General features: G+C 63.5%; 21 protein-coding genes. 11 read left to right on the plus strand and 10 right to left on the minus strand.

The annotated features are described in order from the left end of the window. Nucleotides 1-70: 70 nt before the first annotated feature. Both ACP15R_RS10790 and ACP15R_RS10795 read right to left on the minus strand, forming a co-directional pair. Entirely contained in the window at nt 71-1261 is a 1191-nt protein-coding gene (locus ACP15R_RS10790; RefSeq protein WP_424986412.1) for a DUF932 domain-containing protein, read from the minus strand. Nucleotides 1262-1350: 89 nt separating this feature from the next. Next, complete coding sequence (locus ACP15R_RS10795) at nt 1351-2439, minus strand: site-specific integrase (RefSeq protein WP_424986413.1); 1089 nt, start codon at nt 2437-2439, stop codon at nt 1351-1353. Nucleotides 2440-2552: 113 nt separating this feature from the next. Between ACP15R_RS10795 and dusA the strand changes: the two genes are divergently transcribed. Continuing rightward, nucleotides 2553-3551 carry a tRNA dihydrouridine(20/20a) synthase DusA gene (gene dusA / locus ACP15R_RS10800; protein WP_424986414.1) on the plus strand — a complete coding sequence of 333 codons (999 nt, stop codon included), beginning with the start codon at nt 2553-2555 and terminating at the stop codon, nt 3549-3551. Nucleotides 3552-3554: 3 nt separating this feature from the next. Then, entirely contained in the window at nt 3555-4364 is an 810-nt protein-coding gene (locus tag ACP15R_RS10805; protein ID WP_424986415.1) for a hypothetical protein, read from the plus strand. Here ACP15R_RS10805 and ACP15R_RS10810 read toward each other — a convergent pair. From ACP15R_RS10810 to ccmI, 3 genes are read right to left on the minus strand one after another with little or no spacing between them, the layout of a single operon-like run. Continuing rightward, the gene (locus ACP15R_RS10810; RefSeq protein ID WP_424986416.1) at nt 4355-4585 is read right to left on the minus strand and encodes a DUF1289 domain-containing protein; all 231 of its coding nucleotides are present in this window, start codon (nt 4583-4585) and stop codon (nt 4355-4357) included. The two genes, ACP15R_RS10805 and ACP15R_RS10810, sit on opposite strands and share 10 nt — an antisense overlap. Further along, nucleotides 4582-5064, minus strand: a complete 483-nt coding sequence (gene ruvX, locus ACP15R_RS10815; protein ID WP_424986417.1) for a Holliday junction resolvase RuvX — start codon at nt 5062-5064, stop codon at nt 4582-4584. Before ruvX ends, ACP15R_RS10810 begins: the two co-directional genes overlap by 4 nt. Then, the gene (gene ccmI / locus ACP15R_RS10820) at nt 5061-6278 is read right to left on the minus strand and encodes a c-type cytochrome biogenesis protein CcmI (RefSeq protein ID WP_424986418.1); all 1218 of its coding nucleotides are present in this window, start codon (nt 6276-6278) and stop codon (nt 5061-5063) included. Before ccmI ends, ruvX begins: the two co-directional genes overlap by 4 nt. Nucleotides 6279-6499: 221 nt before the next feature. Between ccmI and ACP15R_RS10825 the strand changes: the two genes are divergently transcribed. The 4 genes from ACP15R_RS10825 (at nt 6500) to ACP15R_RS10840 (ending at nt 11913) form a co-directional block, all read left to right on the plus strand. Next, nucleotides 6500-7744 (plus strand): sarcosine oxidase subunit beta family protein, encoded by a 1245-nt coding sequence (locus tag ACP15R_RS10825; RefSeq protein ID WP_424986419.1) that lies wholly within the window; start codon nt 6500-6502, stop codon nt 7742-7744. Between the two features lie 225 nt (nt 7745-7969). Further along, complete coding sequence (locus tag ACP15R_RS10830) at nt 7970-8299, plus strand: sarcosine oxidase subunit delta (protein WP_424986420.1); 330 nt, start codon at nt 7970-7972, stop codon at nt 8297-8299. Nucleotides 8300-8342: 43 nt separating this feature from the next. Continuing rightward, the gene (locus ACP15R_RS10835) at nt 8343-11354 is read left to right on the plus strand and encodes a sarcosine oxidase subunit alpha family protein (RefSeq protein ID WP_424986421.1); all 3012 of its coding nucleotides are present in this window, start codon (nt 8343-8345) and stop codon (nt 11352-11354) included. Next, on the plus strand, nt 11347-11913 hold the full coding sequence (locus tag ACP15R_RS10840; protein WP_424986422.1) for a sarcosine oxidase subunit gamma: 567 nt from the start codon (nt 11347-11349) through the stop codon (nt 11911-11913). The genes ACP15R_RS10835 and ACP15R_RS10840 overlap by 8 nt, the downstream gene beginning before the upstream one ends. 27 nt (nt 11914-11940) lie before the next feature. Here ACP15R_RS10840 and ACP15R_RS10845 read toward each other — a convergent pair whose 3' ends face one another. Further along, nucleotides 11941-13200: an MFS transporter gene (locus ACP15R_RS10845; RefSeq protein ID WP_424986423.1), complete on the minus strand. Its 1260-nt coding sequence runs from the start codon at nt 13198-13200 to the stop codon at nt 11941-11943. A gap of 205 nt (nt 13201-13405) precedes the next feature. Between ACP15R_RS10845 and cyoA the strand changes: the two genes are divergently transcribed. The 5 genes from cyoA to ACP15R_RS10870 are packed head-to-tail and all read left to right on the plus strand — an operon-like array spanning nt 13406 to nt 18270. Further along, nucleotides 13406-14476 (plus strand): ubiquinol oxidase subunit II, encoded by a 1071-nt coding sequence (gene cyoA, locus ACP15R_RS10850; RefSeq protein WP_424986424.1) that lies wholly within the window; start codon nt 13406-13408, stop codon nt 14474-14476. Nucleotides 14477-14508: 32 nt separating this feature from the next. Further along, on the plus strand, nt 14509-16542 hold the full coding sequence (gene cyoB / locus ACP15R_RS10855; protein ID WP_424986425.1) for a cytochrome o ubiquinol oxidase subunit I: 2034 nt from the start codon (nt 14509-14511) through the stop codon (nt 16540-16542). Then, complete coding sequence (cyoC, locus tag ACP15R_RS10860; RefSeq protein ID WP_424986426.1) at nt 16542-17204, plus strand: cytochrome o ubiquinol oxidase subunit III; 663 nt, start codon at nt 16542-16544, stop codon at nt 17202-17204. Before cyoB ends, cyoC begins: the two co-directional genes overlap by 1 nt. After that, a complete protein-coding gene (gene cyoD, locus ACP15R_RS10865; protein ID WP_424986427.1) occupies nt 17201-17557 on the plus strand; it encodes a cytochrome o ubiquinol oxidase subunit IV in 357 nt (118 codons plus the stop codon). The genes cyoC and cyoD overlap by 4 nt, the downstream gene beginning before the upstream one ends. Continuing rightward, nucleotides 17554-18270 (plus strand): SURF1 family protein, encoded by a 717-nt coding sequence (locus tag ACP15R_RS10870; RefSeq protein ID WP_424986428.1) that lies wholly within the window; start codon nt 17554-17556, stop codon nt 18268-18270. The genes cyoD and ACP15R_RS10870 overlap by 4 nt, the downstream gene beginning before the upstream one ends. Before the next feature lie 9 nt (nt 18271-18279). Here the strand turns inward: ACP15R_RS10870 and ACP15R_RS10875 are convergent, their stop codons facing one another. The 4 genes from ACP15R_RS10875 to ACP15R_RS10890 all read right to left on the minus strand — a co-directional run bounded on the left by ACP15R_RS10875 (nt 18280) and on the right by ACP15R_RS10890 (nt 24000). Then, complete coding sequence (locus tag ACP15R_RS10875) at nt 18280-19692, minus strand: 3'-5' exonuclease (protein ID WP_424986429.1); 1413 nt, start codon at nt 19690-19692, stop codon at nt 18280-18282. Next, nucleotides 19692-20213 carry a hypothetical protein gene (locus ACP15R_RS10880; protein WP_424986430.1) on the minus strand — a complete coding sequence of 174 codons (522 nt, stop codon included), beginning with the start codon at nt 20211-20213 and terminating at the stop codon, nt 19692-19694. The genes ACP15R_RS10875 and ACP15R_RS10880 overlap by 1 nt, the downstream gene beginning before the upstream one ends. A 70-nt stretch (nt 20214-20283) precedes the next feature. Continuing rightward, on the minus strand, nt 20284-22107 hold the full coding sequence (locus tag ACP15R_RS10885; protein WP_424986431.1) for a DUF294 nucleotidyltransferase-like domain-containing protein: 1824 nt from the start codon (nt 22105-22107) through the stop codon (nt 20284-20286). A gap of 105 nt (nt 22108-22212) precedes the next feature. Further along, nucleotides 22213-24000 (minus strand): sodium:solute symporter family protein, encoded by a 1788-nt coding sequence (locus ACP15R_RS10890; protein ID WP_424986432.1) that lies wholly within the window; start codon nt 23998-24000, stop codon nt 22213-22215.

The raw sequence follows: 24000 nt of genomic DNA on the forward strand, positions 1-24000 counted from the left end.
CCTCGACATCTTCATTCAGTGTTTGAGATTATCTCGATAAAGTTTTGAAAAGCGTAGATATTAAAAGCACTTATACCTTCTCCAACAATACCTTCGCTTTCCCCTCCATAACCAACCGCGCATCCTGCTGCGGCTTCGACCGAGCCACCGCGGTGATCCCCTGCACGAAGTCGAAGACGCTCTCGGGCGGGCGGCCTTCCTCGGCCATTACCGTCTCGACGATCCGCCCCGTCTCCGCCTTCGAGAACCCGCGCTTCCGGAGGAAGTCCTGACGGTCCTCGTCCGACCGTGCGACGATCTTCTCTCGCGAAGCGCGGATGCCGTCGATGAAGGGTGCGGGCGAGGACTCGCCAAAGCGGTTGAGCGCCGGGGCGGCCTCGTGGGCGAAGCGCGAGGCGGCGTATTTCGAGTGCCGGATCGTGATCTCCTGGAAGTCCTCGACGCCCCAGAGGTTGCGGTTCTGGCAGACCGCGCGCAGGTAGAAGCTGGCGATGCCAAGTGTCTTGGCGCCGACCTCGGAATTCCAGCAGTAAAATCCCCGAAAATAGAGGTCGGGCGAGCCGTCGGGCAGCAGCCCCGCCTCGATGGGGTTCAGGTCATCGACGAGGAACAGAAACACGTCGCGGTCAGAGGCGTAGAGCGTCGTCGTCTCCTTCGTCACGTCCACGCGCGGGTTATAGATGCCCGTCGACCAGTCGAGCACGCCCGGCACCTTCCAGCGCGTGTCGCCGGTGCCGTTGCCAGCGATGCGCTGCACGGCGGAGACCAGTTCATGGTCGTAGATGCGGCCGTAGTCGGGGCCGGTCACGGCCCGCAGTTCCGTGCGTCCGTTTGCGACCTCCATGGTCTTGATCTGCTCGGCACGGTGATTGGTCAGCCCGTACTGCAGGTTGATCCCCGCCAGCGGCGCGGGCAGCTGGCGCAGATAGGCCGCGGGCGCGCCAACGAGGCTCGAGAGTTGGCCGAAGGACCAATGCGTCGGTGCGATGGGTTCATCCGCACCCGGCAGGACGAGGCCCAGCTTCTCCGGGTTGTCGCGATGCGCCTCGACCCGGATCGCCGCACTCTCCACCGTGCGCGTCCGGCTGCGCTCCGCCCGGCCTTTGACGGACGCAAAGAGATCGTCGAGCGACAGATACCGCTCGTCATCCGGCCGCGAGAACCACTCCGAAGATACGCGGTCCACGTTCGTGCCGCGCGATACATCCACCTTGTAGCCGCCGCTGATATCACGCCCGGCATCGATAATCTCGGTATTCATGGGTTTTCTCCCGCGACGGGCGGCCGAAAGCCTCTCTCTCGACCTCTAAACCCGTCACAGGCCGGGACGGCACCCCTCTACCTCTCGGATCACTCGGCTGCGCGGGTCGTGAGTGGCGAAGGGGCACGCGACGCGGCAAGCCGGTGCAGCGTTTCCGGGCGGATATGCGTGTAGCGGCGCAGCATTTTCCAATCCTTATGGCCGGTGACCAGTGAGACCTGTTCGATCGCGAATCCGGCCTCGAACAGGCGGCTTGTGCCCTCATGGCGCAAATCGTGGAAATGCAGGTCCTTCACGCTGACCTCGACGCAGGCGCGCCGGAAGGCCGTTCCGACCGATCTCGAGTTGTAGGGAAAGATCCGGCCTCTTGCGTGCCCGAGTTCCTTGGCCTGTTCGGTGACCAACGCCCATGCATCGAACCCCGTGGCGGCGAAGAGTGGGATCCGCTGGTCGTTCCCAGTCTTGTTGCGCGGGTCCTTCCTGTCGCGGATCATCAGCATCCGGCGGTCGACATCGAGATCGTTCCATTCGACCCGGCAGATCTCGTCCAGCCGCATGGCAGTGGCCACCGCGAATTTCACGATGCGTGTCATCGGCAGGGTGAGGCGATCATTGTCATCGAAGCAGCGGAAGAGGCGGTTCAACTCGTACGTGGTGGGGCGACGATCCCGCTCGGTGCCCTTGCCGATCAGGCCGAGACGCTTGAGCGCGACGCGCGCCAGATCAACCGGTTCCGTAGAGATATCGAGCCCGTGCACGGCTGCCGCGTGGGTGATGATCATCTTGATCACGCCGATGTCGATCCCGAGAGTGACCGGGCCCGCACCTTGTTCGGCGCGCATCTTGCCGTAGTCGATCAGCTTTTGCCGGTCGAGGTGTCCGATCTTCTCCTTCCCAAGATCGCGCTTCAACGTGGTGAGCGTGGCGGCCTTGCTGCGACGCGGCGGTTTCCCTACCTCGCACATATCGGCTATATGGAGATCGATGAGGTCGCCAAAGGTCTGGAGGCGGGAAACGGACGACTTGTTCGGCGCCAGCCCTTGATCGACCCGGGTCTCCGCCTGGCGGGCCCAGCGATGGGCGTCGTCGCGGCGGAGGAACGTCTCGCTCGCGTAGCGGCCCTTTCGTCTGATCTGGACCCGGTAGGCACCGGAGGGGAGCTTGGTGATGGAGGCCATTTTCGTGTGCGCTGTGTGTGCAATGAGTCGTCGTAGAGGGGCAAATTCGGGGATATTGGGGCGTATTGCAGCGTAGCAGCATCCGCCGCCAACAGTTTGAAGATACACAAAAAATGCAGATAAATCAACACGCTAGACTATCCTGTGCCCCTATGATGGATTGGACAGACCGCCATTGCCGGTACTTTCACCGGCTGCTTAGCCGTGAGGCTTTGCTTTATACCGAGATGGTCACGGCTCCGGCGTTGGTGCGGGGCGGGGCTTTGCATTTATTGGCGCATAGCCCGCAGGAGCATCCGGTGGCGTTGCAGCTGGGTGGGTCCGAACCGCGTGAGTTGGCCGAGGCCGCCCGGCTTGGGGCGCAGGCGGGGTATGACGAGATCAACCTCAATGTGGGTTGCCCGTCCGACAGGGTGCAGTCGGGCGCGTTCGGGGCGGTTCTGATGTTGCAGCCCGGCCTGGTGGCGGAATGCGTTGCCGCGATGCGCGAGGCCGTTGATGTCGAGGTCACGGTGAAATGCCGGATCGGGGTGGATGAGCAGGTGCCTGAAGAGGCTCTGCCGGCGTTTCTGGAGCATATTCGCGGCGCCGGCTGTGGCCGGGTCACGATCCATGCGCGCAAGGCGTGGCTGCAGGGGCTCAGCCCGAAGGAAAACCGCGACATCCCGCCACTGGATTACGATCTGGTGCTTGGGATGAAGCGGGCGTTTCCCGATATGCATATCTCGATCAATGGCGGGATCACCACTCTGGAGCAGGCGCGTGGCTTGCTGGATGCGGGGCTGGATGGGGTGATGATCGGGCGCGCGGCCTACCATGATCCGGCGTCGGTTCTTGCCGATGCGGATCCGGTGATATTTGGCACCGGGTCGCGCAGCGATCCGGCGGATGTGGTGCGGCGCATGATCCCCTATATCGACGCGCATCTGGTACAGGGCGGCAAGTTGCATCAGGTCAGTCGCCACATGCTCGGGCTGTTCAGCGGCCGCCCCGGGGCGCGGGCCTGGCGCCGGATGCTGTCAGAGGGGGCGCATCGGCCCGGGGCGGGGCCGGACCTGTTGCTTGCGGCCCTGGCGCAGGTGGCGCCCGGGCAGGTCAGCCAGGCGGGCTAACCCATGGGCCCCGATGACGCACAGCTGCTGGCATTCGAGCGAAACGGCTGGCTGGTGTTTGCGCCCGATCCGTCGCTGTTGCACTGGGGGGTGCATGCGCGTCCCGCCGCCCGCGCGGCAGTTGCGGATCCGGCCCATGCACGGTGGCTGGACTGTGACGGCACATGGTTCGTCGGGGTCGACGTGTTGCCCAATGATCCCCGGGGCAGGGTCGCCGGTTCGCCGCCGCTTGCGGGCGCGGCAGTCAGGTTCATCGAGCGCTGCTACGGGGCATTGCCGCCGCTTCATCCGGCACAGGTGTCTGTGACCTATCCCGGCTATCCGCGCCCGCGCCGGGGAGAGAGCGAGCCGGCCGCGCGGTATCGGCAGGTGCGCGATGCCGCGCATGTGGACGGGTTGCGCGCGATTGGAGAGCCCCGCCGAAGATATCTGTGCGAGCCACACGGGTTCATCCTTGGCCTGCCGTTGAGCCGGGCCGCGCCCAAGGCTTCGCCGTTGGTCGTATGGGAGGGCAGCCACCATATCATGCGCGCCGCGTTCACCGGAGTTTTTGCCGATCAAACGCCCGAAGCCTGTGCAGATATCGATGTGACCGACATCTATGTTGCCGCGCGAAAACGGGTGTTTGAACGCTGCCGTCGCGTGGCGCTGCCGGTGCAGCCGGGCGAGGCGGTGCTGTTGCATCGCATGGCCCTGCACGGGGTCGCGCCATGGGACGATGGGGCACGAGCCGATCCCGAGGGGCGGATGATCGCCTATTTCCGGCCCGAGATGCCGGGTGGCATCGCGCAATGGCTCGGGGCTCAGCCCTGATTGCGCCGGCCACGCCCGCCGCGCCGCTTTTGCAGGCGCGGGGCCCGGGCAGGCAATTCGTCGATGATCGCGGCGCGTTCCTGCGCGCTCATCCGTGACCAGCGGGCGATTTCATCAATGCTGCGCAGGCAGCCGACGCAGAGGCGCTCCTTGGGGTGCACGACACAAATCTGCACGCAGGGCGACTCGACCTCGTCCCGTTTCCAGATGTCCTCGCTCATCCCATGGCCTCGTTCCTGATATGGCGCATCCGGTCCAGCGCCCCTTGCAGGATATAGCTGGCCGCCACGTGATCGATCACCTCGGCGCGACGTTTGCGTGACGTATCCGCCTCGAGCAGCGCGCGTTCCGCGGCCACGGTGCTCAGCCGTTCGTCCCAGAACCCGATGGGCAGTTCGGTCAGGCGGCCAAGATTGCGGGCAAAGGCGCGGGTCGATTGACAGCGCGGCCCCTCGCTGCCGTCCATGTTGCGGGGTAATCCGAGCAGGATGGCCCCCACCTCGCGGTCGTCGATGATCTGCATCAGCCGTTCCGCGTCCAGCGTGAACTTGCGCCGCTTGATGGTTTCGACCGGGGTCGCCGTCGCGCCCAGCCGGTCGGACAGGGCGACGCCGATGGTCTTGTCGCCGAGATCCAGCCCGATCAGCGCCCGCATCGGCGGGCAGGCGGCGGCGAAATCGCCAAAGTCGTCGCAGATCATTCGCCTACCCCCGCCTGGGTCGCGGCCTGCCGGATCAGGGTCAGCGCCGAGTCATCCCCGGCAAAGACGTCTTGGGCATTTGCATAGATGGCGGCGGCCTGATCGGTTTCGCCGAGAACACCCAATGCCCCGATCAACCGTGCCCATTCCGGTGGCGTGCCCCCCTCGGTGGCGAGACGGTCGGACAGGCCCTGAACCATGCCACGGATCATCGCGGTGCGGTCTTCCTGGCTCATGTCGCTGGCGGCGGCCATGTCTGCGGCACTGGGGCCGGGCAGCGAAGGCAGCATGAATTCGACGCCCGCGCGCCGTGCCATGTCCTCGATCTGGGCCCGGATCGGGCGGATCCAGGGGGCATCGGGCGGGCTGTCGCGCAACAGCGCGTTCCAGATGCGAAAAGCCAGGTCGGGTCGGCCGGTCTGGGCCATCATGAGGCCGGAATAGTACCGCGCGGTGCCATTGTCGGGGTCCTGGGACAGAACCCGCTCCAGAACCGCCTCCGCCTCCGGGGACACATAGCCCCCCGCGGCCATCACCATGAGCGAAGCGTATTCGGCGATGTCTCCGGATGTGGCCGCATCGCCCATGAGGCGCAGCACATCCGATTGGGCGGCGGCGGCGGCCTTGAAATTGCCTATCGCGGCTTCGTTGTGCGCAAGCAGCACATGGCCTTGCAGATCGTCGGGCCGTTCGCTGACCGTTTCGCGCAGACGCTCCACGAGAGTGGCATATTCCGGGCTGATCCCGGCGGGCGGGGCCGGGGTGTCGAGGCTGGCTTCGGCTTCGGCCTGGCCAGGGCGCGATTTGCGCATGGTTTCGGCCAGCTCTATCCGCCGTTCCAGCCCGAGATCGCCATATCCCGGCGCACCCAGCGAGCGGTAGAGGGTCAGTGACCCAGCGATCAGCGTGACGCCCATCAGCACGGCCATCGCCAGCGAGATGGGCGCGGATTGCCCGGCCCCGGCACGAGAGGCCTGGATCTGGCTGTCGGCGGCGAGGATGCGGCGGGAGATTTCGGTGCGCACCCGCTTGGCGTCGGCAGAGTCGATCACGCCGCGCTCAAGGTCACGTTCCACATCCCTGAGCTGGTCCCGGTAGACCTGCATGTCAAAGGCGGCGGCGGGGCCGGCGGTTTGCCGCGCGCGCAGCAGCACCAGGGCCAGCGTCGCCGCGATGACGAGAGCCAGGGCAGATGTGATGATCCAGAACGTCATTTGGCCTCCTGTTCTGCTCTTTCATGTAGCTTTCCGGCGGCCGGGAAAAAAGGGGACAAAGCGGGGCAAGCCGCAGTTCGGACGCGGCAAATTCGACCTATGTCGCAATTTGGTCGGAAAATGCCGCCCGCAAATGTCCTCTCTTTTGTCTCCTCCCGCAGAAGCACTAGTATGATGGTAACCGTTCGAATCCCTGTTTGCCGCGCGCTCCGGAGGTCCCGATGAAACGATATTCCGCCTTTGCAATTGCACGTGAGGCACTGCGCAACCATAGCGGGTGGGATCGGGCCTGGCGGGCCGCTGAACCGCGCCGGCAATATGACGTGATCATTGTCGGGGCGGGGGGGCATGGGTTGGCGACGGCCTATTACCTTGGCAAGAATTTCGGCATCACCAACGTTGCGATCCTGGAAAAGGGCTGGCTTGGCGGCGGCAATACCGGGCGCAACACCACCATCATCCGGTCGAATTATCTGCAGGACCCGTCGGCGGCGATCTACGAAAAGGCGCGCGGCCTGTATGAAAACCTGAGCCAGGAGCTGAACTACAACGTGATGTTCTCGCCCCGCGGCGTGCTCATGCTGGCGCAAACCCATCACGAGGTGCGCGGCTATTTGCGCACCGCCGAGGCGAATGCGCTCCAGGGGGTGAAAACCCGGTTCATCAGCCCCAAGCGGGTCAAGGACCTGGTGCCGATCATCAATCTCGACGGGCCACGTTATCCGGTGCTGGGCGGCCTCTGGCAGGAGCGGGGCGGCACCGCCCGCCATGACGCGGTGGCCTGGGGCTATGCGCGGGCCTGTTCGGACATGGGGATGGATATCATCCAGAAATGCGAGGTCACCGGCATCCGTCAGAAAGACGGCAAGGTCGCCGGGGTCGAGACGACCAGGGGGTCGATCGATTGCCGCAAGCTGGGCATCGTGGTGGCCGGGCATTCCGGTGTGCTTGCCGACATGGCCGGGTTCCGGCTGCCGATCGAGTCGGTGGCCCTGCAGGCGCTGGTGTCCGAGCCGATCAAGCCCTGCATGGACGTGGTGGTGATGGCCAATACGGTGCATGGCTATATGAGCCAGTCCGACAAGGGCGAGATGGTGATCGGGGGCGGGGCCGACGGGTTTAATAATTATACCCAGCGGGGCAGTTTTCATCATATCGAAGAAACGGTGCGGGCGCTGGTTGAGACCTTCCCGATGATCTCGCGCCTGAAGATGCTGCGCCAATGGGGTGGGATCGTTGACATGACGGGGGACCGTTCGCCGATCCTGTCAAGCACACCCCTGGAGGGATGTTTTATCAACTGTGGCTGGGGCACCGGTGGATTCAAGGCGATCCCGGGTTCGGGTTGGGGCATGGCGGAGCTGATGGCTCGCGGGCATTCGCCGCTGACCGAGGCGTTTTCGCTGAATCGCTTTCGGGAAGGCCGATTCATCGATGAAAGCGTTGCCGCCGGAGTGGCGCACTGATGCAAATTTCTTGCAAGAAATTTGCCAAGAACTTTGCAAAGTTCTTGGCCCGCCGGGGGAGAGCGAGTGCCATGCACACGGTCGGGACCATGGTGCATGCCAAGAGTGCGTATTTGGGCGGCGTAGGTGTCTGCCGTGATGTTGGTTCTGGCGCGGACGCTCCCCGTTGCCTGACCGTATGTTCGCTGGGTATTGTCGCCAGCCTGCCAGCAAGAGGATGAGACGATGCTGACCCTCACCTGTCCCTATTGCGGTGTCAAAGCCGATGAAACCGAACTGGCCCCCGGCGGCGAAGCGCATCTGACGCGCCATGGTCCGGGCGCGTCGGATGAGGCGTTCCACGGATACCTGTTTTCCCGAAAGAACCCGCGCGGTCTGCATTTCGAGCGTTGGCGGCATGCCCATGGCTGCGGCAAGTGGTTCCATGCGGCGAGGGACACGGTGACACTCGAGGTGTTCGGGACCTATCCCGCGCAGAGCCATGAGCCACCGGAGCACGTGGTTGCATCCATCCGCGCGCGGCATCCCGACTGGAGTTGGGAGGAGTCCGAATGAGCTGTCACGTTCCGCAATCCGGCTTGCCAATCGAGGTGCGACCATGAGCAAGAGACTGAGCACGCAGGGTCGTCTGATCGACCGGTCACGTCGTATCGGCTTTTCCTTTAACGGCAGACCGCTGGCCGGGCATCCCGGGGACACGCTGGCCTCGGCCCTGTTGGCCAATGATCAGGTCATGGTCGGCAGGTCGTTCAAGTACCACCGTCCGCGTGGCATCGTCGCCTCGGGGGTTGAAGAGCCGAATGCCCTGATGAACCTGGGCGAAGGCAAGCGCTTTGAACCCAATCAGCGCGCCACCACGACCGAGCTGTTCGACGGGCTCGCCACGCGCAGCCAGAACCACTGGCCGTCGCTGGAATTTGACGTCGGGGGCATTAACAAACACCTGTCCCGGCTGTTGCCGGCGGGGTTCTATTACAAGATGTTCATGTATCCGCGCGCCTTCTGGAAGAGCGTTTACGAGCCCTTTATCCGGCAGTCCGCCGGCCTGGGACAGGCCCCGACAGAGCCGGACGCCGATACATATGAACATGTCCACGCCTTTGCCGATGTTCTGGTGATCGGTGGCGGCGTTGCCGGCCTTGTGGCGGCGCTCGGCGCGGCCGAGGCGGGGGCCAAGGTTCTGGTTCTGGAGCAGACCGCGCATTGGGGTGGTCGCGCGCCGGTTGATGGCGGCATGGTCGATGGTGTTCCCGTGGCGCAATTCATCGACGATACGGTTTCCCGGCTTGGGCAGATGGAGAATGTCACCCTGCGCCGGCGCTGCATGGGCGCGGGGGTTTATGATCACGGCTATGTGCTGGGCTATGAGCGGCTGACCGACCATTTGCCATATGCGCAGGGGCCGCGGCACCGGCTTTGGCGCATCCGCGCGAGTCAGATCGTCACCGCGACCGGTGCCATCGAACGCCCGCTGTCATTTGCGGGCAATGACATTCCCGGTGTCATGCTGGCCTCGGCGATGCGCGATTACGTGGTCAATTACGCGGTGTCTCCGGGCGAACGTGTGGTGGTCGCGACCAATAACGACGACGGGTACCGTACCGCGATCTGCCTGCGGGAGGCGGGGGTGAACGTGGTCCGGGTGCTGGATGCAAGGAGTGCGGGCGGCGGTGCCCTGATGGACGCGGCGCGGGCCCTGGGCATTCGCATCGATCCGGGCCGCGCGATTGCCAAGGTCGGTGGCGGCAAGCGGGTGAAAACCGTGCAGATCTGTGCGCAGGACGGTATCGGCGGAGCGCTGGAAGAGGTGAAATGCGATGCGGTGGCGATGTCGGGCGGTTGGTCGCCGGTTGTGCATCTGTGGTCGCATTGCGGGGGCAAGCTGCTCTGGGACGAGGCGCAGGCGCATTTCCGGCCCGATCCCGAACGGCCTCCGCTGGGCGCGGATGGCGGTGGTTTCGTGCTGGCCGCCGGGGCCTCGAACGGCGCGCTTGCGCTTGGGGATGTGCTGACCGACGCCACAGGAGCCGGCAGGGCCGCGGCCACGGCAGCCGGGTTCAAACCCCGGGATACCGGGGCGCCGGTGGGCGAGACCGAGGACGAGATGCCCATCGAGGCGGTCTGGCTGATGCCGCGCGCCGCGCATGTGGGGCTGCGTTCGAAATCCTGGCTGGACTTTCAGAACGACGTCAAGGTGTCGGACGTGCAACTGGCCGCGCGCGAGGGGTTCGAGAGCGTTGAGCACACCAAGCGCTATACCACTTTGGGCATGGCGACGGATCAGGGAAAACTGAGCAATATCAACGGTCTTGCCATATTGTCCGATGCTTTGGGCCAGCCGATCCCGGCAACCGGTACCACCACGTTCCGCCCGCCCTATACGCCGATCTCGATGGGCGCGATCGCGGGCGAGGCGCGCGGCGAAGTGTTTCTGCCGATCCGCCGCACGCCGATGCATGGCTGGCACGACGCCCATGGGGCGGATTGGGAGCCGGTGGGGCATTGGCGGCGGCCCTATGCCTATCTGCGTGGCACCGAAACGGCACCTGACGCGGTGATCCGTGAGGTTCGCAATACCCGCGAGGCGGTGGGGCTGCTGGATGCGTCGACGCTTGGCAAGCTGATCGTCAAGGGGCCGGATGCCGGGCGGTTCCTCGACATGCTCTATACCAACATGATGTCGACGCTCAAACCGGGGCGCTGTCGCTACGGGCTGATGTGCAACGAGAACGGCTTTCTCATGGATGATGGGGTGGTCGCACGCATCGATGAAGATACGTTCCTGTGCCACACCACCAGCGGCGGGGCCGAGCATATCCATGCGCATATGGAAGAATGGCTGCAAACCGAATGGTGGGACTGGCAGGTCTACGTGGCCAATGTCACCGAGCAATACGCCCAGATCGGTGTCGTCGGCCCCCTGGCACGCAAGCTGTTGACCAAGATCGGCGGCATGGATCTGAGTGCCGAGGCGCTGCCGTTCATGGCCTGGGCGGATGGACAAATCGGCGGGATCGACGCCCGCGTCTACCGGATTTCGTTCTCGGGCGAGCTGAGCTATGAAATCGCGGTTCCGGCGTCGCAGGGGCTGGCATTCTGGGAAATGCTGATCGAGGCGGGCGAAGAGTTCGGGATCATGCCCTATGGCACCGAGGCACTGCACGTGATGCGCGCCGAAAAGGGCTTTATCATGATCGGGGACGAGACCGACGGCACGGTCATCCCGCAGGATCTTGGCATGGGCTGGGCGATTTCCAAGAAGAAGGACGATTATCTGGGGAAACGCGCACAAGACCGCAGCCACATGACAGACCCGGACCGGTGGAAGCTCGTCGGGCTTGAAACCACCGACGGTGCGGTATTGCCCGACGGGGCCCTTGCGGTGGGCGAGGGGGTCAACGCCAATGGTCAGCGGGTGACGCAGGGCCGGGTGACCTCGACCTATTATTCGCCGACGCTGGATCGCGGCATTGCCATGGGGCTGGTGCTGAACGGGCCCGAGCGGATGGGCGAGGAGATCAGTTTCCACTGTGCGGATGGCCAGACCCATATCGCCCGGATCGTGGATCAGGTTTTCTATGACAAGGACGGGGAGAAGCAAAATGTCTGAACCGCTCAGCGCCCTGAACGGGGCCAGCCATGACGGCATCGCCCGGATCGCGGAAGACGGGTTGCAGGGGATGATCATCCTGCGGGGCGATCTCTCGGCCGAGGCGGTCGGAGCCTCCGTGCGCGCGGTTGCCGGTGTGGCGGTGCCGCAAGCCGGGTGTATCATCGGCGACCGGACGGGCGGGGTGTGCTGGATGTCGCCCGACGAATTGCTGCTGCTGTGTCCGCATGCAGAGGCCGATGCGCATGTCGAAACCCTGCGTCGGGGGATGCAGGGCGCGCATGGGCTGGCGGTCAATGTCTCGGATGCGCGTGCCCTGTTTCGCCTCAGCGGCCCCGCCGCGCGCGAGGTCATGGCCAAGCTGTGCCCGGTCGATTTTTCTCCGCAGGCCTTTGCTCCGGGCCAGTTCCGGCGCAGCCGCATGGCGCAGGTTCCGGCCGCGTTCTGGATGAGCAACGAGCAGACCTTTCAGATCATCTGTTTCCGGTCGGTGGCGGGCTATGTGTTTTCGCTGCTGAAGGTCGCGGCACAGCCGGGCTCGCAGATCGGCATGTTCTGACTGCCACGGGTGCCGGCTGGCCCGGCGTCAGGCCGGGCTTTGCCGGTTCAGCAGCTGCAACGCGGCGAAAGTCACCAGCGCGCCAGACAGCAGGTAGAGCCCTGCCGCCCACAGGCCGAACGCCGCGGTCAGGCCGATCCCCACCAGCGGTGCAAAGGCGGCACCGAGGATCCACGACAGGTTGGTGGCCATCGCCGAGCCGGAATAGCGGTATTGCGCCGGGAACCGGTGCGGTACGATGGCGCTGGCCTGGCCATAGGCCAGCCCCAGCACCATGAACCCGAACAGGATATAGAGCATCGGATAATGCGCCAGCGTGCCGATCGTCAGGCTGAGCACCACGATCAATATCGAGCTCAGGCGAATGACGGTACGCCGGTTGTAGCGATCCGCGAGAAAGCCCGACACGATCACGGTCAGAATGGCCAATGCTCCGCCGATCAATTGCACGATCAGGATATCGGCAATCTCGAAATGTTCGTAAATCGCGGCAAATGCCAATGGGAATACCGTTACCATGTGAAACAGGGCATAGCTCGCCAAGGGCAGGCAGGCGGAAAGGAAGATGGTCTTCCCCTCGTTGCGGACCAGTTCCGGCAGGGGTGCCGAGCGCATAACCTCGGGGGCGACACCGAGTTCCGAATTCAGCAGCCGGACGCGGGCATAGAGCGACACCACGTTCACCGCCATCACCGCGAAGAAGGCAAAGCGCCAGCCCCATTGCAGGAACTCGGCCTCGGTCAGAAAGCCCTTGAGAACAAAAAAGATCGACGCGGCGACAACGAACCCGATCGGCCCGCCCAGCTGCGGCACCATGGCATAGAGACCCTTGCGGGAGTCGGGTGCGACATTTTGCAACTGCAAGGTCAGCCCGTCCCAGGCCCCGCCAAGGCCCAAACCCTGCAAAATCCGCAAAAACGCCAGTAGAACAGGGGCAAACCAGCCGATTTTCTCGAACCCGGGCAGCAGGCCGATTGCAACGGTCGACGTTCCCAGCAGAATCAACGCAAAGCTGACCTTGCCCACGCGCCCGATCTTGTGTTGCAGCGAGCGCCCGGCGAGGCTGGCGACCGGGCGGGCCAGGAAAGCCAGCGAAAAGATCGCAAACGAGGCCAGCGTGCCGCCGAGCGGGTCGAGCGTCGGGAAGAACAACTGTGGAAACACCAGCGCCGAAGCGATCGCGTAAACGAAGAACCCAAAGAAATCAGTCACCCGCGCCATCACGACCGTGGTTATCACTTCATCGATTGTTGCGGTGTATCGCGGCGTGGCTTCTGCGGATGTCATGGGAAAACTCCTGTGTGTCGCAATCTGGCTTACCCGTCGTTTCCGGAAGGTCAAGCCAAAGGTGATTTTGCGGGTCACGATTTGTCGCATTGCTGGAATTCGCCAAAGAATGCACAACCTGACCCGCAAGCAAAGGTTTCCCAATGAAATCTTGCCAGCAGAACAAATTCTTACCCCCAAGACCGAATCCGAGAGACGCGACAATATGATCAAGATGAAGCGCGCCGTTTCCCTGGCCATGCTGCTGCCATTTATCGCACTGACCGGCTGCGACCTGGTTGTTTTGAACCCGTCTGGCGACGTGGCGGCACAACAGGCCGACCTGATTCTGTATTCCACGGTTCTGATGCTGATCATCATCGTGCCGGTGATGGCGCTGACCGTGTTCTTTGCCTGGAAGTACCGCGCCTCGAACGAGAACGCGACCTATGAACCCGACTGGGACCATTCGACCAGCCTCGAAATCATCATCTGGTCGGTTCCGCTGGCGATCATCATCTGCCTGGCGGGGCTGACCTATGTGGCGACGCACCGGCTCGACCCGTTCGAACCCCTGCGGCGGGTATCCGCGGAGCAGCCGATCGATCCCGATGTCGAGCCGATGGTGATCCAAGTCTCGGCAATGGATTGGAAATGGCTGTTCATCTATCCCGAAGAAGGGGTCGCCACGGTGAACGAGGTCGCGGCGGTTGTCGGCCGCCCGATCCGGTTCGAGATCACCTCGACCACGGTGATGAACTCGTTCTTCGTACCGGCGCTGGCCGGGCAGATCTACGCGATGTCGGGCATGCAGACCGAGCTGAACGCGGTGATCAACGAAGCGGGCATCTATGACGGTTTTTCCGCGAATTACAGCGGCGAGGGGTTCTCGCATATGCGGTTCAAGTTCCATGGCAAGGACCAGGAGGGGTTCGATGCCTGGGTCGAGCAGGTGCGCGCACAGGGCTCGGAACTTGATCGCGACACGCTTGCACAGCTTGATCAACCAAGTATCGCCCACCCGGTAACCTACTACGATTCCGTCGAAACCGGCCTCTGGGACAAGATCGTGAACCTGTGCATCGGCGACGATACGCTGTGCCTGAATGACATGATGATGGTTGACGCGTTGGGCGGCGGCGGGCTTGAAGGGCTGTGGAACCGCGAGATGTTCCGTGGCATCTGCTCTGCCGACGATCCGGGGGCGTTGATTGCAATGGTGCGCCCCGAGATGCGCATCCGCGAGAACGAGATTATCGCCGCGATGACGCTGATCCCGCCGGCGTCGGCGAACTGACCTGAAACACCAACAAACGGAAAGATACCGCAATGTCGCTATCTCACGGAGCCACCGAGGGGGTCGCCCCTGTTTCGGGTGTTGATCCATTCTGGGGCAAGCTGTCCTGGGACATATTTCCCTTTTACGAGCCAATCGTGCTGGTCACCTTCATCGTGGTGGTGCTGGCCGGGCTGGCGCTGGTTGCGGCGCTGACCTATTACCGGCTCTGGGGCTATCTCTGGTCCCAGTGGTTCACCAGCATCGACCACAAGAAGATCGGGATCATGTACATGATCCTGGGCCTGGTCATGCTGCTGCGCGGGTTTGCCGACGCCCTGATGATGCGCGGGCACCAGGCCATCGCCGCAAGCGGCGGCGATGGGTATCTGACCCCGCATCACTACGACCAGATTTTCACCGCCCATGGCGTGATCATGATCTTCTTTGTCGCGATGCCCTTCGTGACCGGATTCATGAACTACGTGATGCCGCTGCAGATCGGCGCGCGAGACGTGGCCTTTCCGTTCCTGAACAACCTCAGCTTCTGGCTGACAGTGTCCGGTGCGGTGCTGATCATGATGTCGTTGTTCGTGGGCGAATTCTCGACCGCGGGCTGGCTCGCCTATGCGCCGTTCTCGGGGCTGGAGTTCAGTCCTAGCGTCGGCATGGATTATTACCTGTGGTCCCTGAACATCGCCGGGATCGGCACGACCCTGTCGGGGATCAACCTGGTGGTGACCATCGTCAAGATGCGCGCGCCGGGGATGAGCTATATGAAAATGCCGGTCTTTGTCTGGACCACGCTGTGTACCAACATCCTGATCGTCGTGACCTTTCCGGTGCTGGCGGCAACGCTGGCCCTGCTGACCGCGGATCGCTACCTGGGCACCCATTTCTTTACCAATGACATGGGCGGCAATCCGATGATGTATGTGAACCTCATCTGGATCTGGGGGCATCCGGAGGTCTATATCCTGATCCTGCCGGTCTTTGGCATCTTTTCGGAAATCGTGCCGACCTTTACCGGCAAGCGGCTGTTTGGCTATACCTCGATGGTCTACGCCACCTGTGTGATCATGATCCTGAGCTATCTCGTCTGGCTGCACCACTTCTTCACAATGGGGGCGGGCGCGAACGTGAACGCGTTCTTTGGTATCACCACGATGATCATCTCGATCCCGACGGGGGCCAAGATCTTCAACTGGCTGTTCACCATGTACAAGGGGCGCATCCGGTTCGAAACGCCGATGCTCTGGGTCATGGGCTTCATGCTGACCTTTGTGATCGGCGGGATGACCGGCGTGCTTCTGGCGGTTCCGCCGGCGGATTACGTGCTGCACAATTCGCTGTTCCTGATCGCGCATTTCCACAACGTGATCATCGGCGGCGTTGTCTTCGGGATATTCGCGGGCATCGTGTATTGGTGGCCCAAGGCCTTTGGCTTCAAGCTCGAACCGTTCTGGGGCAAGGTCAGCTTCTGGTGCTGGCTGATCGGCTTCTATCTCGCCTTCATGCCGCTTTACGTGCTGGGCCTGATGGGGGTCACCCGCCGTCTCAGCCAGTTCGAGGACACGTTCTATTCGATCTATTTCGTGATCGCGCTGGTTGGGGCGTTGTTCGTCGCGGCGGGGATCGGCGCCTTCCTGTGGCAGATCTATGTGTCGATCCGCAATCGCGACGCGCTGCGCGACGTGACCGGGGACCCGTGGAATGGCCGCACGCTGGAATGGGCCACGTCTTCGCCGCCGCCCTATTACAACTTTGCCTTTACCCCGCGGGTGCACGAACTGGACGCTTTCGACCAGATGAAACGCAAGGGCTTTGTCCGCCCGACCGAAGGGTTCGCACCCATCCACATGCCGCGTTACACCGCAACCGGCGTGGTCATGGCGGCGCTGCTGACGGTGATGGGCTTTGCGATGATCTGGCATGTCTGGTGGCTCGCCGCCGCCAGCTTTGCGGCGACGCTGATCTACGGCATTGGCCATACGTTCAACTATAACCGTGACTATTACGTGCCGGCGGACGAGGTCGAAACCATCGAAAGACAACGGACACAACAGCTGGCGGGGGCCGCAGAATAATGACGCGCACATCCGGCGAAACGGCGAACGAGTTCTTCGTGATCGATGACGCCCATCACGGCGACAATCATGGGGGCGATCACGGCGATCACGGGGATCACCCCCATGACACCGGAACCATGCTGGGGTTCTGGATCTACCTGATGAGCGACTGCCTGATCTTTGGCATCCTCTTTGCCACCTACGCGGTTCTGGGTCAGAACTATGCGGCGGGTCCGTCCCCGTCGGACCTGTTCGAGATCGAGACCATCCTGGTGGCCACCTTTGCGCTGCTGTTCTCGTCAATCACCTACGGGTTCGCGGTGCTGCGGATGGATATGGGGGATCTGCGCGGCACGCTCTTGTGGCTGATCGTCACCGGGCTGTTCGGGGCCGGGTTCCTGTACCTGGAATACGCGGAATTTTCGCACCTGATCCATATCGGCGCGACCCCGCAGGCCAGCGCCTTCCTGTCGTCGTTCTTCTTTCTGGTGGGGACGCACGGGATGCACGTTCTGGGCGGCAGCATCTGGTTGATCGTGCTTCTGATACAGCTAAGCCAGCGCGGCCTGACCCATGAAAACAAGCGCCGTGTCATGTGTCTTTCGCTGTTCTGGCACTTCCTCGATCTGATCTGGATCGGCGTCTTTTCCTTGGTTTACCTCACGGGGGTTCTGCTATGAGCGAACAAGCACAAGGCGGGCATGGCAGCTTCAAGTCCTACCTGGTCGGTTTCCTGCTGTCGGTCGTGCTGACCGTGATCCCGTTCTGGATCGTTCTCGGCGATGCGCTGGACAGCACCGGCTGGGCGGTGGCGATCATCTTTGCCCTCGGGGCGATGCAGATGCTGGTTCATATCCGCTATTTCCTGCACGTGACCCTCAAGGTCGAAGAGGGATGGCAGGTCATGTCGATGGGGCTGACGGTGCTGCTGCTGGTGATCGTGATGGCGGGGTCGATCTGGGTCATGTTCAACCTGGATGAAAACATGATGCCGGCCCATGAACAGATCGAGCGGGTGCGCAACCTGCCATGAGCGATCGGGCCGCAGCCGGCCGGCCCCTATGGGTCACGGCGCTGCTGCTGGCCCTGTCGGTCCTGATGATCGTGGTGTTCGTGCTGCTGGGCAACTGGCAGGTGCGGCGGCTGGCCTGGAAACAGGAACTGATCGCCGCGGTCGAGACAAGGGCCTTTGGGCCTGCGGTTGCATTGCCCGAGCATTTCGACGCCGGGCGCCACGCCTATCTGCGGGTCGCTGTTGATGGCCGCTGGCTGGATCGCGAGGCGGTGCTGGTCAAGGCGGTTACCGAGCTGGGGCCGGGCTATTGGGTGATGTCGCCGATGCAGACCGGGGGCGGCATCCTTTGGGTCAATCGCGGCTTTGTGCCCGCCGATGCACGGGATCCGGCGAACTGGAGCATCGCGCAAAGCCCGGTGACCGGGCTGTTGCGTCCGACGGCGCAGGGCGGCACCCTGCTTGAACGCAACGATCCGCAGTCGGGGCGATGGGTGTCACGCGATACCGTGGCCCTGTCCGACTCGCTGGGGCTTGGGGCAACCTTGCCGTATTTCATCGATGCCGATCACCGGGGCGCGCCCGCCGCGTGGCCGCGTGGAGGATTGACGATCCTGCGCTTCAGCAATTCGCACCTGTCCTATGCGCTGACCTGGTACGCAATGGCGGTGCTGTTTGCCCTGGGGCTTGCCTATGTGCTGCGGAGCAGTCGCCGCAAGGACGAAGCGGACTGATCCCGTCCCCTAGTTCAGGTCCTCGAGCAGGCGGCCATGTCTGCGGGTCTGGGCGATCACGTCGCCAAAGGTGGTCATCCCGCGCGCTTGCAGCATCGGGAGCAGGGCACAGAGCACTTCCGCCGTGGCCCGTGCGTCGCCCAGTGCGGTATGGCGCAACGCCTCCGGGATGGTCACACCCAGCCGGTCGCACAACGCATCCAGCGTGTGGGTTTCGGAGGCCCCGAAAACCACAGCCGAGAGCAGCACCGTATCAAGGATCGGGTGAGACCATTCCACCCCCATATCGGTGGCGTGTCGTCGCAGGAACGCCATGTCAAAGGGCGCGTTATGGGCGACGATCACGGCATCGGTGGCGAATTTGTGGAACGCGCGCCCGGCCTCGGTGATGTCGGGGGCACCGGCCACCATCGCGTTGCTGATCCGGTGTACCCGGGTCGAGGCGGCAGGAATCGGCATCCCCGGATCGACCAGCATATCCAGCACTTCGCCCTCGACAATGCGCCCGCGCAACACCCGCACCGCGCCGATCTGCACGATCTCGTCCTTGTGGGGCAGCAGGCCGGTTGTCTCGGTGTCGAACACCACGAAGCACAACGCGTCCAGGGGGCGGTCTTCAAAGGCACCGTCCCCGGATTTGTCCAGCAGATCAAAGTCATAGACCAGCGGCCGCGAGTCATCCGGATCGATCCGCGCGGCGCTGGTGTCAAGCGTCAGCAGATAGCCATGCCCCCGCCCCAGCGGCTTCATCCGCAGTTCATAGCTTTGCTGCCCGGTGACGCTCTGAGCGCTAAAGCCAACCTCCTTGCCGGTCCTGGCAAGCGTGCGATAGGCGGCCTCGACCGGGCGCTGTTCTAGATAGTCAAACAGCGATGCCTGAAGGCGCGGTTGGGCGATCTGTGCCAGAACCGCGGCGGCCTGACCGTCATACAGCACGATGCGATGCTCGGGGTTCACGATGATCATTGCCACCGGGATTTCGTTCAGGAGCGCGGTCAGCCACTCCTTGTCCGTGGTCAGCCGCGCGGTTTCGCTGGCGATCTGCTCGGCCGTTGTCATGGCATGGTCGCTCAGCTTGCCCGACACCGCCTCGGCGGCCGGGGCCAGGTCGCCCAGGTAACGCGCGGTGTTGGCATCCATCGCCCCGGCGACCCCGGCATGGGCCCGGGCGCGCATGTTGGCGGCAATGCGTTCGATGGGTTTTGCAAGATGTTCGTCAAACAGCAACCAGATCCCCGCGACAAGCGCCACCATCAGGAAGACCGAGAGCATCCCGGCAAAGACAAAGCCATCCAGCGCATCCGCGTTCCCCGCCCGCTGGTAGCCGATCATCAGCGAGATCGCGGTGATCGCAACGCCCCCCCCGGCCAGCAGGCAGAAGAACAGGAAGACACGCAGGCGCAGGCTCAGCCGCGTGAACATCACGACAGCTTGCAGGCGGTTGCCAGCACGTCGGCCTCGGCGGCGGCCGGCTGCCAGTTCGCGTTGGTGATATTGCCGTCGCTGCCGAATTCCGTATCGCCGTCGAGCACCGCGCTGCGGTTCGCGGCGCAGTCAAAGGCCACCGGCACCTTGCGCAACGGCGACCAGCGGCCAAAGAAATAGAGATCGACGATACGCTGCCCGGGCTGGCCCGGATGCTGTTTGAGTGACGCGGCGTCGACGGCGACAAAGCGGTTCACATAGGGCACGAGGTAGGTCCAGGGCTGATACAGGCTTTTCTTTTCGACGGTTTGTGCGATCTCGACTTCGGGGGGCAGGGTGTCGCGCGTGCGCTCATACCAGCTGTATTCCATCGAGATGGTCATCGAGATCATCGCAAGGCCGGCAAAGACCGGGATCGCCCAGCGGGGCAGGCGCCCGCCGCTCATCCGGTTCAGCAGCATCACCACCCCCGCCGCGGCGACCCCGGCGAATACCGTTCCGATCAGTTCAAGAAACATTCATCTTCCTTTCCGGGCCGCCATCGCCGCACCGCGTTTCGCTTGTGTCGACCGATCCGTGGCCATCCGCTCAGCTCAGCATGCCACGACCCTGGCCCGCTGACGACTGCATTGTCTTTACCACGACAAAGGCGTCGCGCAGATGACTTCGCTCAAAATCCGAGAGCACCGTGGGCGGCATGAAATTGTCCGGCGCGTCCCCGGCATTGATCCGCGCCAGCTGGTGCGCCAGCCGGGTCTCCGCGATCAGGTCATAGGCGTCGATCAGGTCGCGGGCGCCGGACGCGGAGAGAGCCCCCGCCGCCTCGGCGGCTTGCAGGCGGGCACGGGTGTTGACCTCGGTCAGCTCGCCGGTCAGCGCATAGATGCGCCCGAGATCGACCACCGGCACCACGCCGTTCAGTTTCATGTCGATCATGTTGCGGTGCTCGCCCGAGCGGATGGTGGCAAAGCCGCGTAACAGGCCGAGCGGCGGCGTATGCTTGAGCGAGTTGGCAATCATATGCGCCACAAAGATCGAGTTGCGCCGCGCGGCCTGCAAGGTGTCGCGATGCAGCCCCGCGAATAGCGAGCGGTCGCCTCCGATCGGGCGCAGGTCGAACATGACGCTGGCCAGCATCTGGGCCTCGGGGTCGGGCCTGGCGATCCAGCCCGCGAAATACTGTCGCCAGACGCGCAGCGGTTGGCACCAGCGGGGATTGGTCGCCATCATGTCGCCCGGACAATAGTAATAGCCGCAAGTGTCGAGCCCGTCAGACACGAACCGGGCGAGTTCAGCGAAATAGGGCATCTGTTCCGGGGTGACGGCATCGTCGAGGATCAGGCAATTGTCCTGGTCCGATACGCCGGTCTGTTCCTGCCGCCCCTGCGAGCCGCAGGCCAGCCACAGATAAGGCACCGGGGGCGGTCCGAGCGTGGTTTCGGCCAGTTTCAGCAAGCGGCGGGTCGCGGTGTCAGCGATATCGGTGATCAGCCGGGTGACGATCTCGTGGCGGTTGCCGCCGGCTACCAGCTGCACCAGCAGCCGGGGAATTTCCGCGGTCACGCCCGCCATCTCTGCGGCGCTGTCCGCATGGGCGATGGCGCGCACCAGCTCGGCCGAGCTGACCGCCTGAAAGCGGGTGAGATCGGTCTGGGTGACGATTCCCACCAGCCGACTGGCCTGAAGGATCGGAATATGGCCGATGCGATGTTCCATCATCGCGTGCAGCACGTCCGACCCGATCGCGGCCGGGGACAGGGTCAGGGGGTCGCGGGTCATCACCTCGGCGACCGGCGTTGTACAGGGCAGGCCGGCGGCCAGCACCTTGCCGGTCAGGTCGCGGGTGGTGACGATCCCGGTCAGCCCGCCCGCCTCGGTGACACAGAGCGACGAGATACGCTTGTCATGCATCGTTTGCGCGGCCTGTTGCACGGTGCTGTCGGGGGGGCATGTCACCGGGTTGGCGGCCATAAAAGTCTTGACCCGACTGGTGGCCAGGTCGCTGCCGCGGCGGGCGTCGTTGCGGCGGCGGTCAAAGAACTTTGCGAAAACCGGCTCGCTGGCCATCAGGCTGTCGAAATCCGCGCGGGGCAGCAACAGCAGCGTGCCATCTGTGGTGGCGCGGGCCGAGGTCAGCGCCGTGCCGTCACCGATCAGCCCGCGTTCGCCAAAGGAATTGCGCGGCCCCAGCAGCGATACCGGGCTGCCGGTTGCGTCGCGCACTTCGACCTCGCCGTCATAGAGCAGGTAGAGACCGCTCAGCGGCTCGCCAAAGGCATAGATCGGATCGCCCTTGGCCATCGGGATCGCCTGAAAGCGCGCGCAGAGATCGGCCAGCGTCTCGGCGGCAAGGCTGTCATAGGGATGAACCGACCTGAGAAAATGCAGGATCATGTCAACGGGCAGAGTCATGGGTCACCACCGGCATCCTGGAATTGAAATGGCCCCGCCCGATGGTTTGCGGGCGGGGCCGGGGTGGGCGGGCACGTCCGGGGGAACATGCCTGCGCCACTTGGATTAGTGATCTGCGGCCGCGACACCCGCGCCACGCGGCACGCGAACGCTTTCGACCAGGTCGACGATGTCCTGCGGAACCGGCTTGGTCATGCCGGTGACCAGGTAGGCCACGGCAAAGTTGATCAATGCGCCGACCGCACCAAACGAGGTGGACTTGATCGACAGCAGCATCGGCTCAGCATCCGTGAAGCTGTTGGTGCCCGGGATGAATAGCCAACCCTTGTGCAGGAAGATGTAGACCAGCGTCACGATCAGACCGGCAAGCATCCCAGCCACGGCACCGGTGTTGTTCACCTTCTTGGAGAAGATGCCCATCATCAGGGCCGGGAAGATCGACGCCGCCGCGAGGCCAAAGGCCAGTGCCACCGTCTGTGCCGCAAAACCCGGAGGGTTGAGACCCAGATAGGTTGCGATCACGATCGCGGCGGCCATGGCGATCCGCGCCGAGAGCAGTTCGCCCTTTTCCGAGATCGACGGGTTGATCTGACCCTTGATAAGGTCGTGGCTGACAGCCGAAGAGATCGCCAGCAGCAGACCCGCAGCAGTCGACAGCGCCGCCGCCAGACCGCCCGCCGCCACCAGGCCGATCACCCAACCGGGCAGGTTGGCGATTTCGGGATTGGCCAGAACCAGGATGTCACGGTTGAAGTTGGTCAGCTCGTTGCCTTCCCAGCCGTTCTCCGCCGCCTTGGCCTGCATGGCCTCGGACTTGTCGTTATAGTACTGGATCTTGCCGTCGCCGTTCTTGTCTTCCCAGCCGAGCAGGCCGGTTTTCTGCCATGTGGCCATCCAGTCGTAACGCGGATCGGACTCGATCTGCTCGATCGACACGGCCTCGGCATTGGTTCCATTGGGCCAGAACATGTCGGTGATGTTCAGGCGGGCCATGGCACCCACGGCGGGAGCGGTCAGGTAGAGCAGGGCGATGAAAACCAGCGTCCAGCCAGCGGACCAGCGGGCATCGGCAACGCGCGGCACGGTGAAAAAGCGCATGATCACATGCGGCAGGCCGGCGGTCCCGATCATCAGCGACAGGGTGAACAGCACCATGTTGAACGTATCGCCGTTATGGGCGGTATATTCGTTGAAGCCCAGCTCGGTGACAATGGCATCAAGCTTGGCCAGCAGCGGTTCGCCCGAGGCGACGTGCTCACCGAACAGGCCAAGCGCCGGGATCGGGTTGCCGGTCAGTTGCAGGCTGATGAAGACCGCCGGGATGGTATAGGCCAGGATCAGCACGCAGTATTGTGCAACCTGCGTATAGGTCACGCCCTTCATGCCGCCAAACACCGCATAGGCGAACACAACACAGGCACCGATCAGCAGACCGGCGGTGTTGCTGATTTCGAGAAAGCGGCCAAAGGCCACGCCAACGCCGGTCATCTGTCCGATCACGTAGGTGGTCGAGGCCACGATCAGGCAGATCACCGCCACCAGGCGGGCGGTGGGGCTGTAAAAGCGGTCGCCGATGAATTCGGACACGGTGAACTTGCCGAATTTGCGCAGATAGGGCGCAAGCAGCAGTGCCAGCAGCACATAGCCACCGGTCCAGCCCATCAGGTACGAGCTGTTGTCATAGCCGGTAAAGGCGATCAGGCCCGCCATCGAGATGAAGGACGCGGCCGACATCCAGTCGGCGGCGGTTGCCATCCCGTTGGTGACCGGGTGAACGCCGCGACCGGCGGCGTAGAATTCGGATGTGGAACCCGCACGGGCCCAGATCGCGATGCCGATGTAGAGCGCAAAGGATGCGCCCACAAACATCAGGTTGATGGTAAACTGGTCCAT

The sequence above is a fragment of the Microbulbifer sp. S227A genome (assembly GCF_049800935.1).

Coding starts and splice junctions, on each gene's coding strand:
- ACP15R_RS10790 (WP_424986412.1), bottom strand. CDS start 1,261: ATGAATACCGAGATTATCGATGCCGGGCGTGATATCAGCGGCGGCTAC.
- ACP15R_RS10795 (WP_424986413.1), bottom strand. CDS start 2,439: ATGGCCTCCATCACCAAGCTCCCCTCCGGTGCCTACCGGGTCCAGATC.
- dusA (WP_424986414.1), top strand. CDS start 2,553: ATGCAGATAAATCAACACGCTAGACTATCCTGTGCCCCTATGATGGAT.
- ACP15R_RS10805 (WP_424986415.1), top strand. CDS start 3,555: ATGGGCCCCGATGACGCACAGCTGCTGGCATTCGAGCGAAACGGCTGG.
- ACP15R_RS10810 (WP_424986416.1), bottom strand. CDS start 4,585: ATGAGCGAGGACATCTGGAAACGGGACGAGGTCGAGTCGCCCTGCGTG.
- ruvX (WP_424986417.1), bottom strand. CDS start 5,064: ATGATCTGCGACGACTTTGGCGATTTCGCCGCCGCCTGCCCGCCGATG.
- ccmI (WP_424986418.1), bottom strand. CDS start 6,278: ATGACGTTCTGGATCATCACATCTGCCCTGGCTCTCGTCATCGCGGCG.
- ACP15R_RS10825 (WP_424986419.1), top strand. CDS start 6,500: ATGAAACGATATTCCGCCTTTGCAATTGCACGTGAGGCACTGCGCAAC.
- ACP15R_RS10830 (WP_424986420.1), top strand. CDS start 7,970: ATGCTGACCCTCACCTGTCCCTATTGCGGTGTCAAAGCCGATGAAACC.
- ACP15R_RS10835 (WP_424986421.1), top strand. CDS start 8,343: ATGAGCAAGAGACTGAGCACGCAGGGTCGTCTGATCGACCGGTCACGT.
- ACP15R_RS10840 (WP_424986422.1), top strand. CDS start 11,347: ATGTCTGAACCGCTCAGCGCCCTGAACGGGGCCAGCCATGACGGCATC.
- ACP15R_RS10845 (WP_424986423.1), bottom strand. CDS start 13,200: ATGACATCCGCAGAAGCCACGCCGCGATACACCGCAACAATCGATGAA.
- cyoA (WP_424986424.1), top strand. CDS start 13,406: ATGATCAAGATGAAGCGCGCCGTTTCCCTGGCCATGCTGCTGCCATTT.
- cyoB (WP_424986425.1), top strand. CDS start 14,509: ATGTCGCTATCTCACGGAGCCACCGAGGGGGTCGCCCCTGTTTCGGGT.
- cyoC (WP_424986426.1), top strand. CDS start 16,542: ATGACGCGCACATCCGGCGAAACGGCGAACGAGTTCTTCGTGATCGAT.
- cyoD (WP_424986427.1), top strand. CDS start 17,201: ATGAGCGAACAAGCACAAGGCGGGCATGGCAGCTTCAAGTCCTACCTG.
- ACP15R_RS10870 (WP_424986428.1), top strand. CDS start 17,554: ATGAGCGATCGGGCCGCAGCCGGCCGGCCCCTATGGGTCACGGCGCTG.
- ACP15R_RS10875 (WP_424986429.1), bottom strand. CDS start 19,692: ATGTTCACGCGGCTGAGCCTGCGCCTGCGTGTCTTCCTGTTCTTCTGC.
- ACP15R_RS10880 (WP_424986430.1), bottom strand. CDS start 20,213: ATGTTTCTTGAACTGATCGGAACGGTATTCGCCGGGGTCGCCGCGGCG.
- ACP15R_RS10885 (WP_424986431.1), bottom strand. CDS start 22,107: ATGACTCTGCCCGTTGACATGATCCTGCATTTTCTCAGGTCGGTTCAT.
- ACP15R_RS10890 (WP_424986432.1), bottom strand. CDS start 24,000: ATGGACCAGTTTACCATCAACCTGATGTTTGTGGGCGCATCCTTTGCG.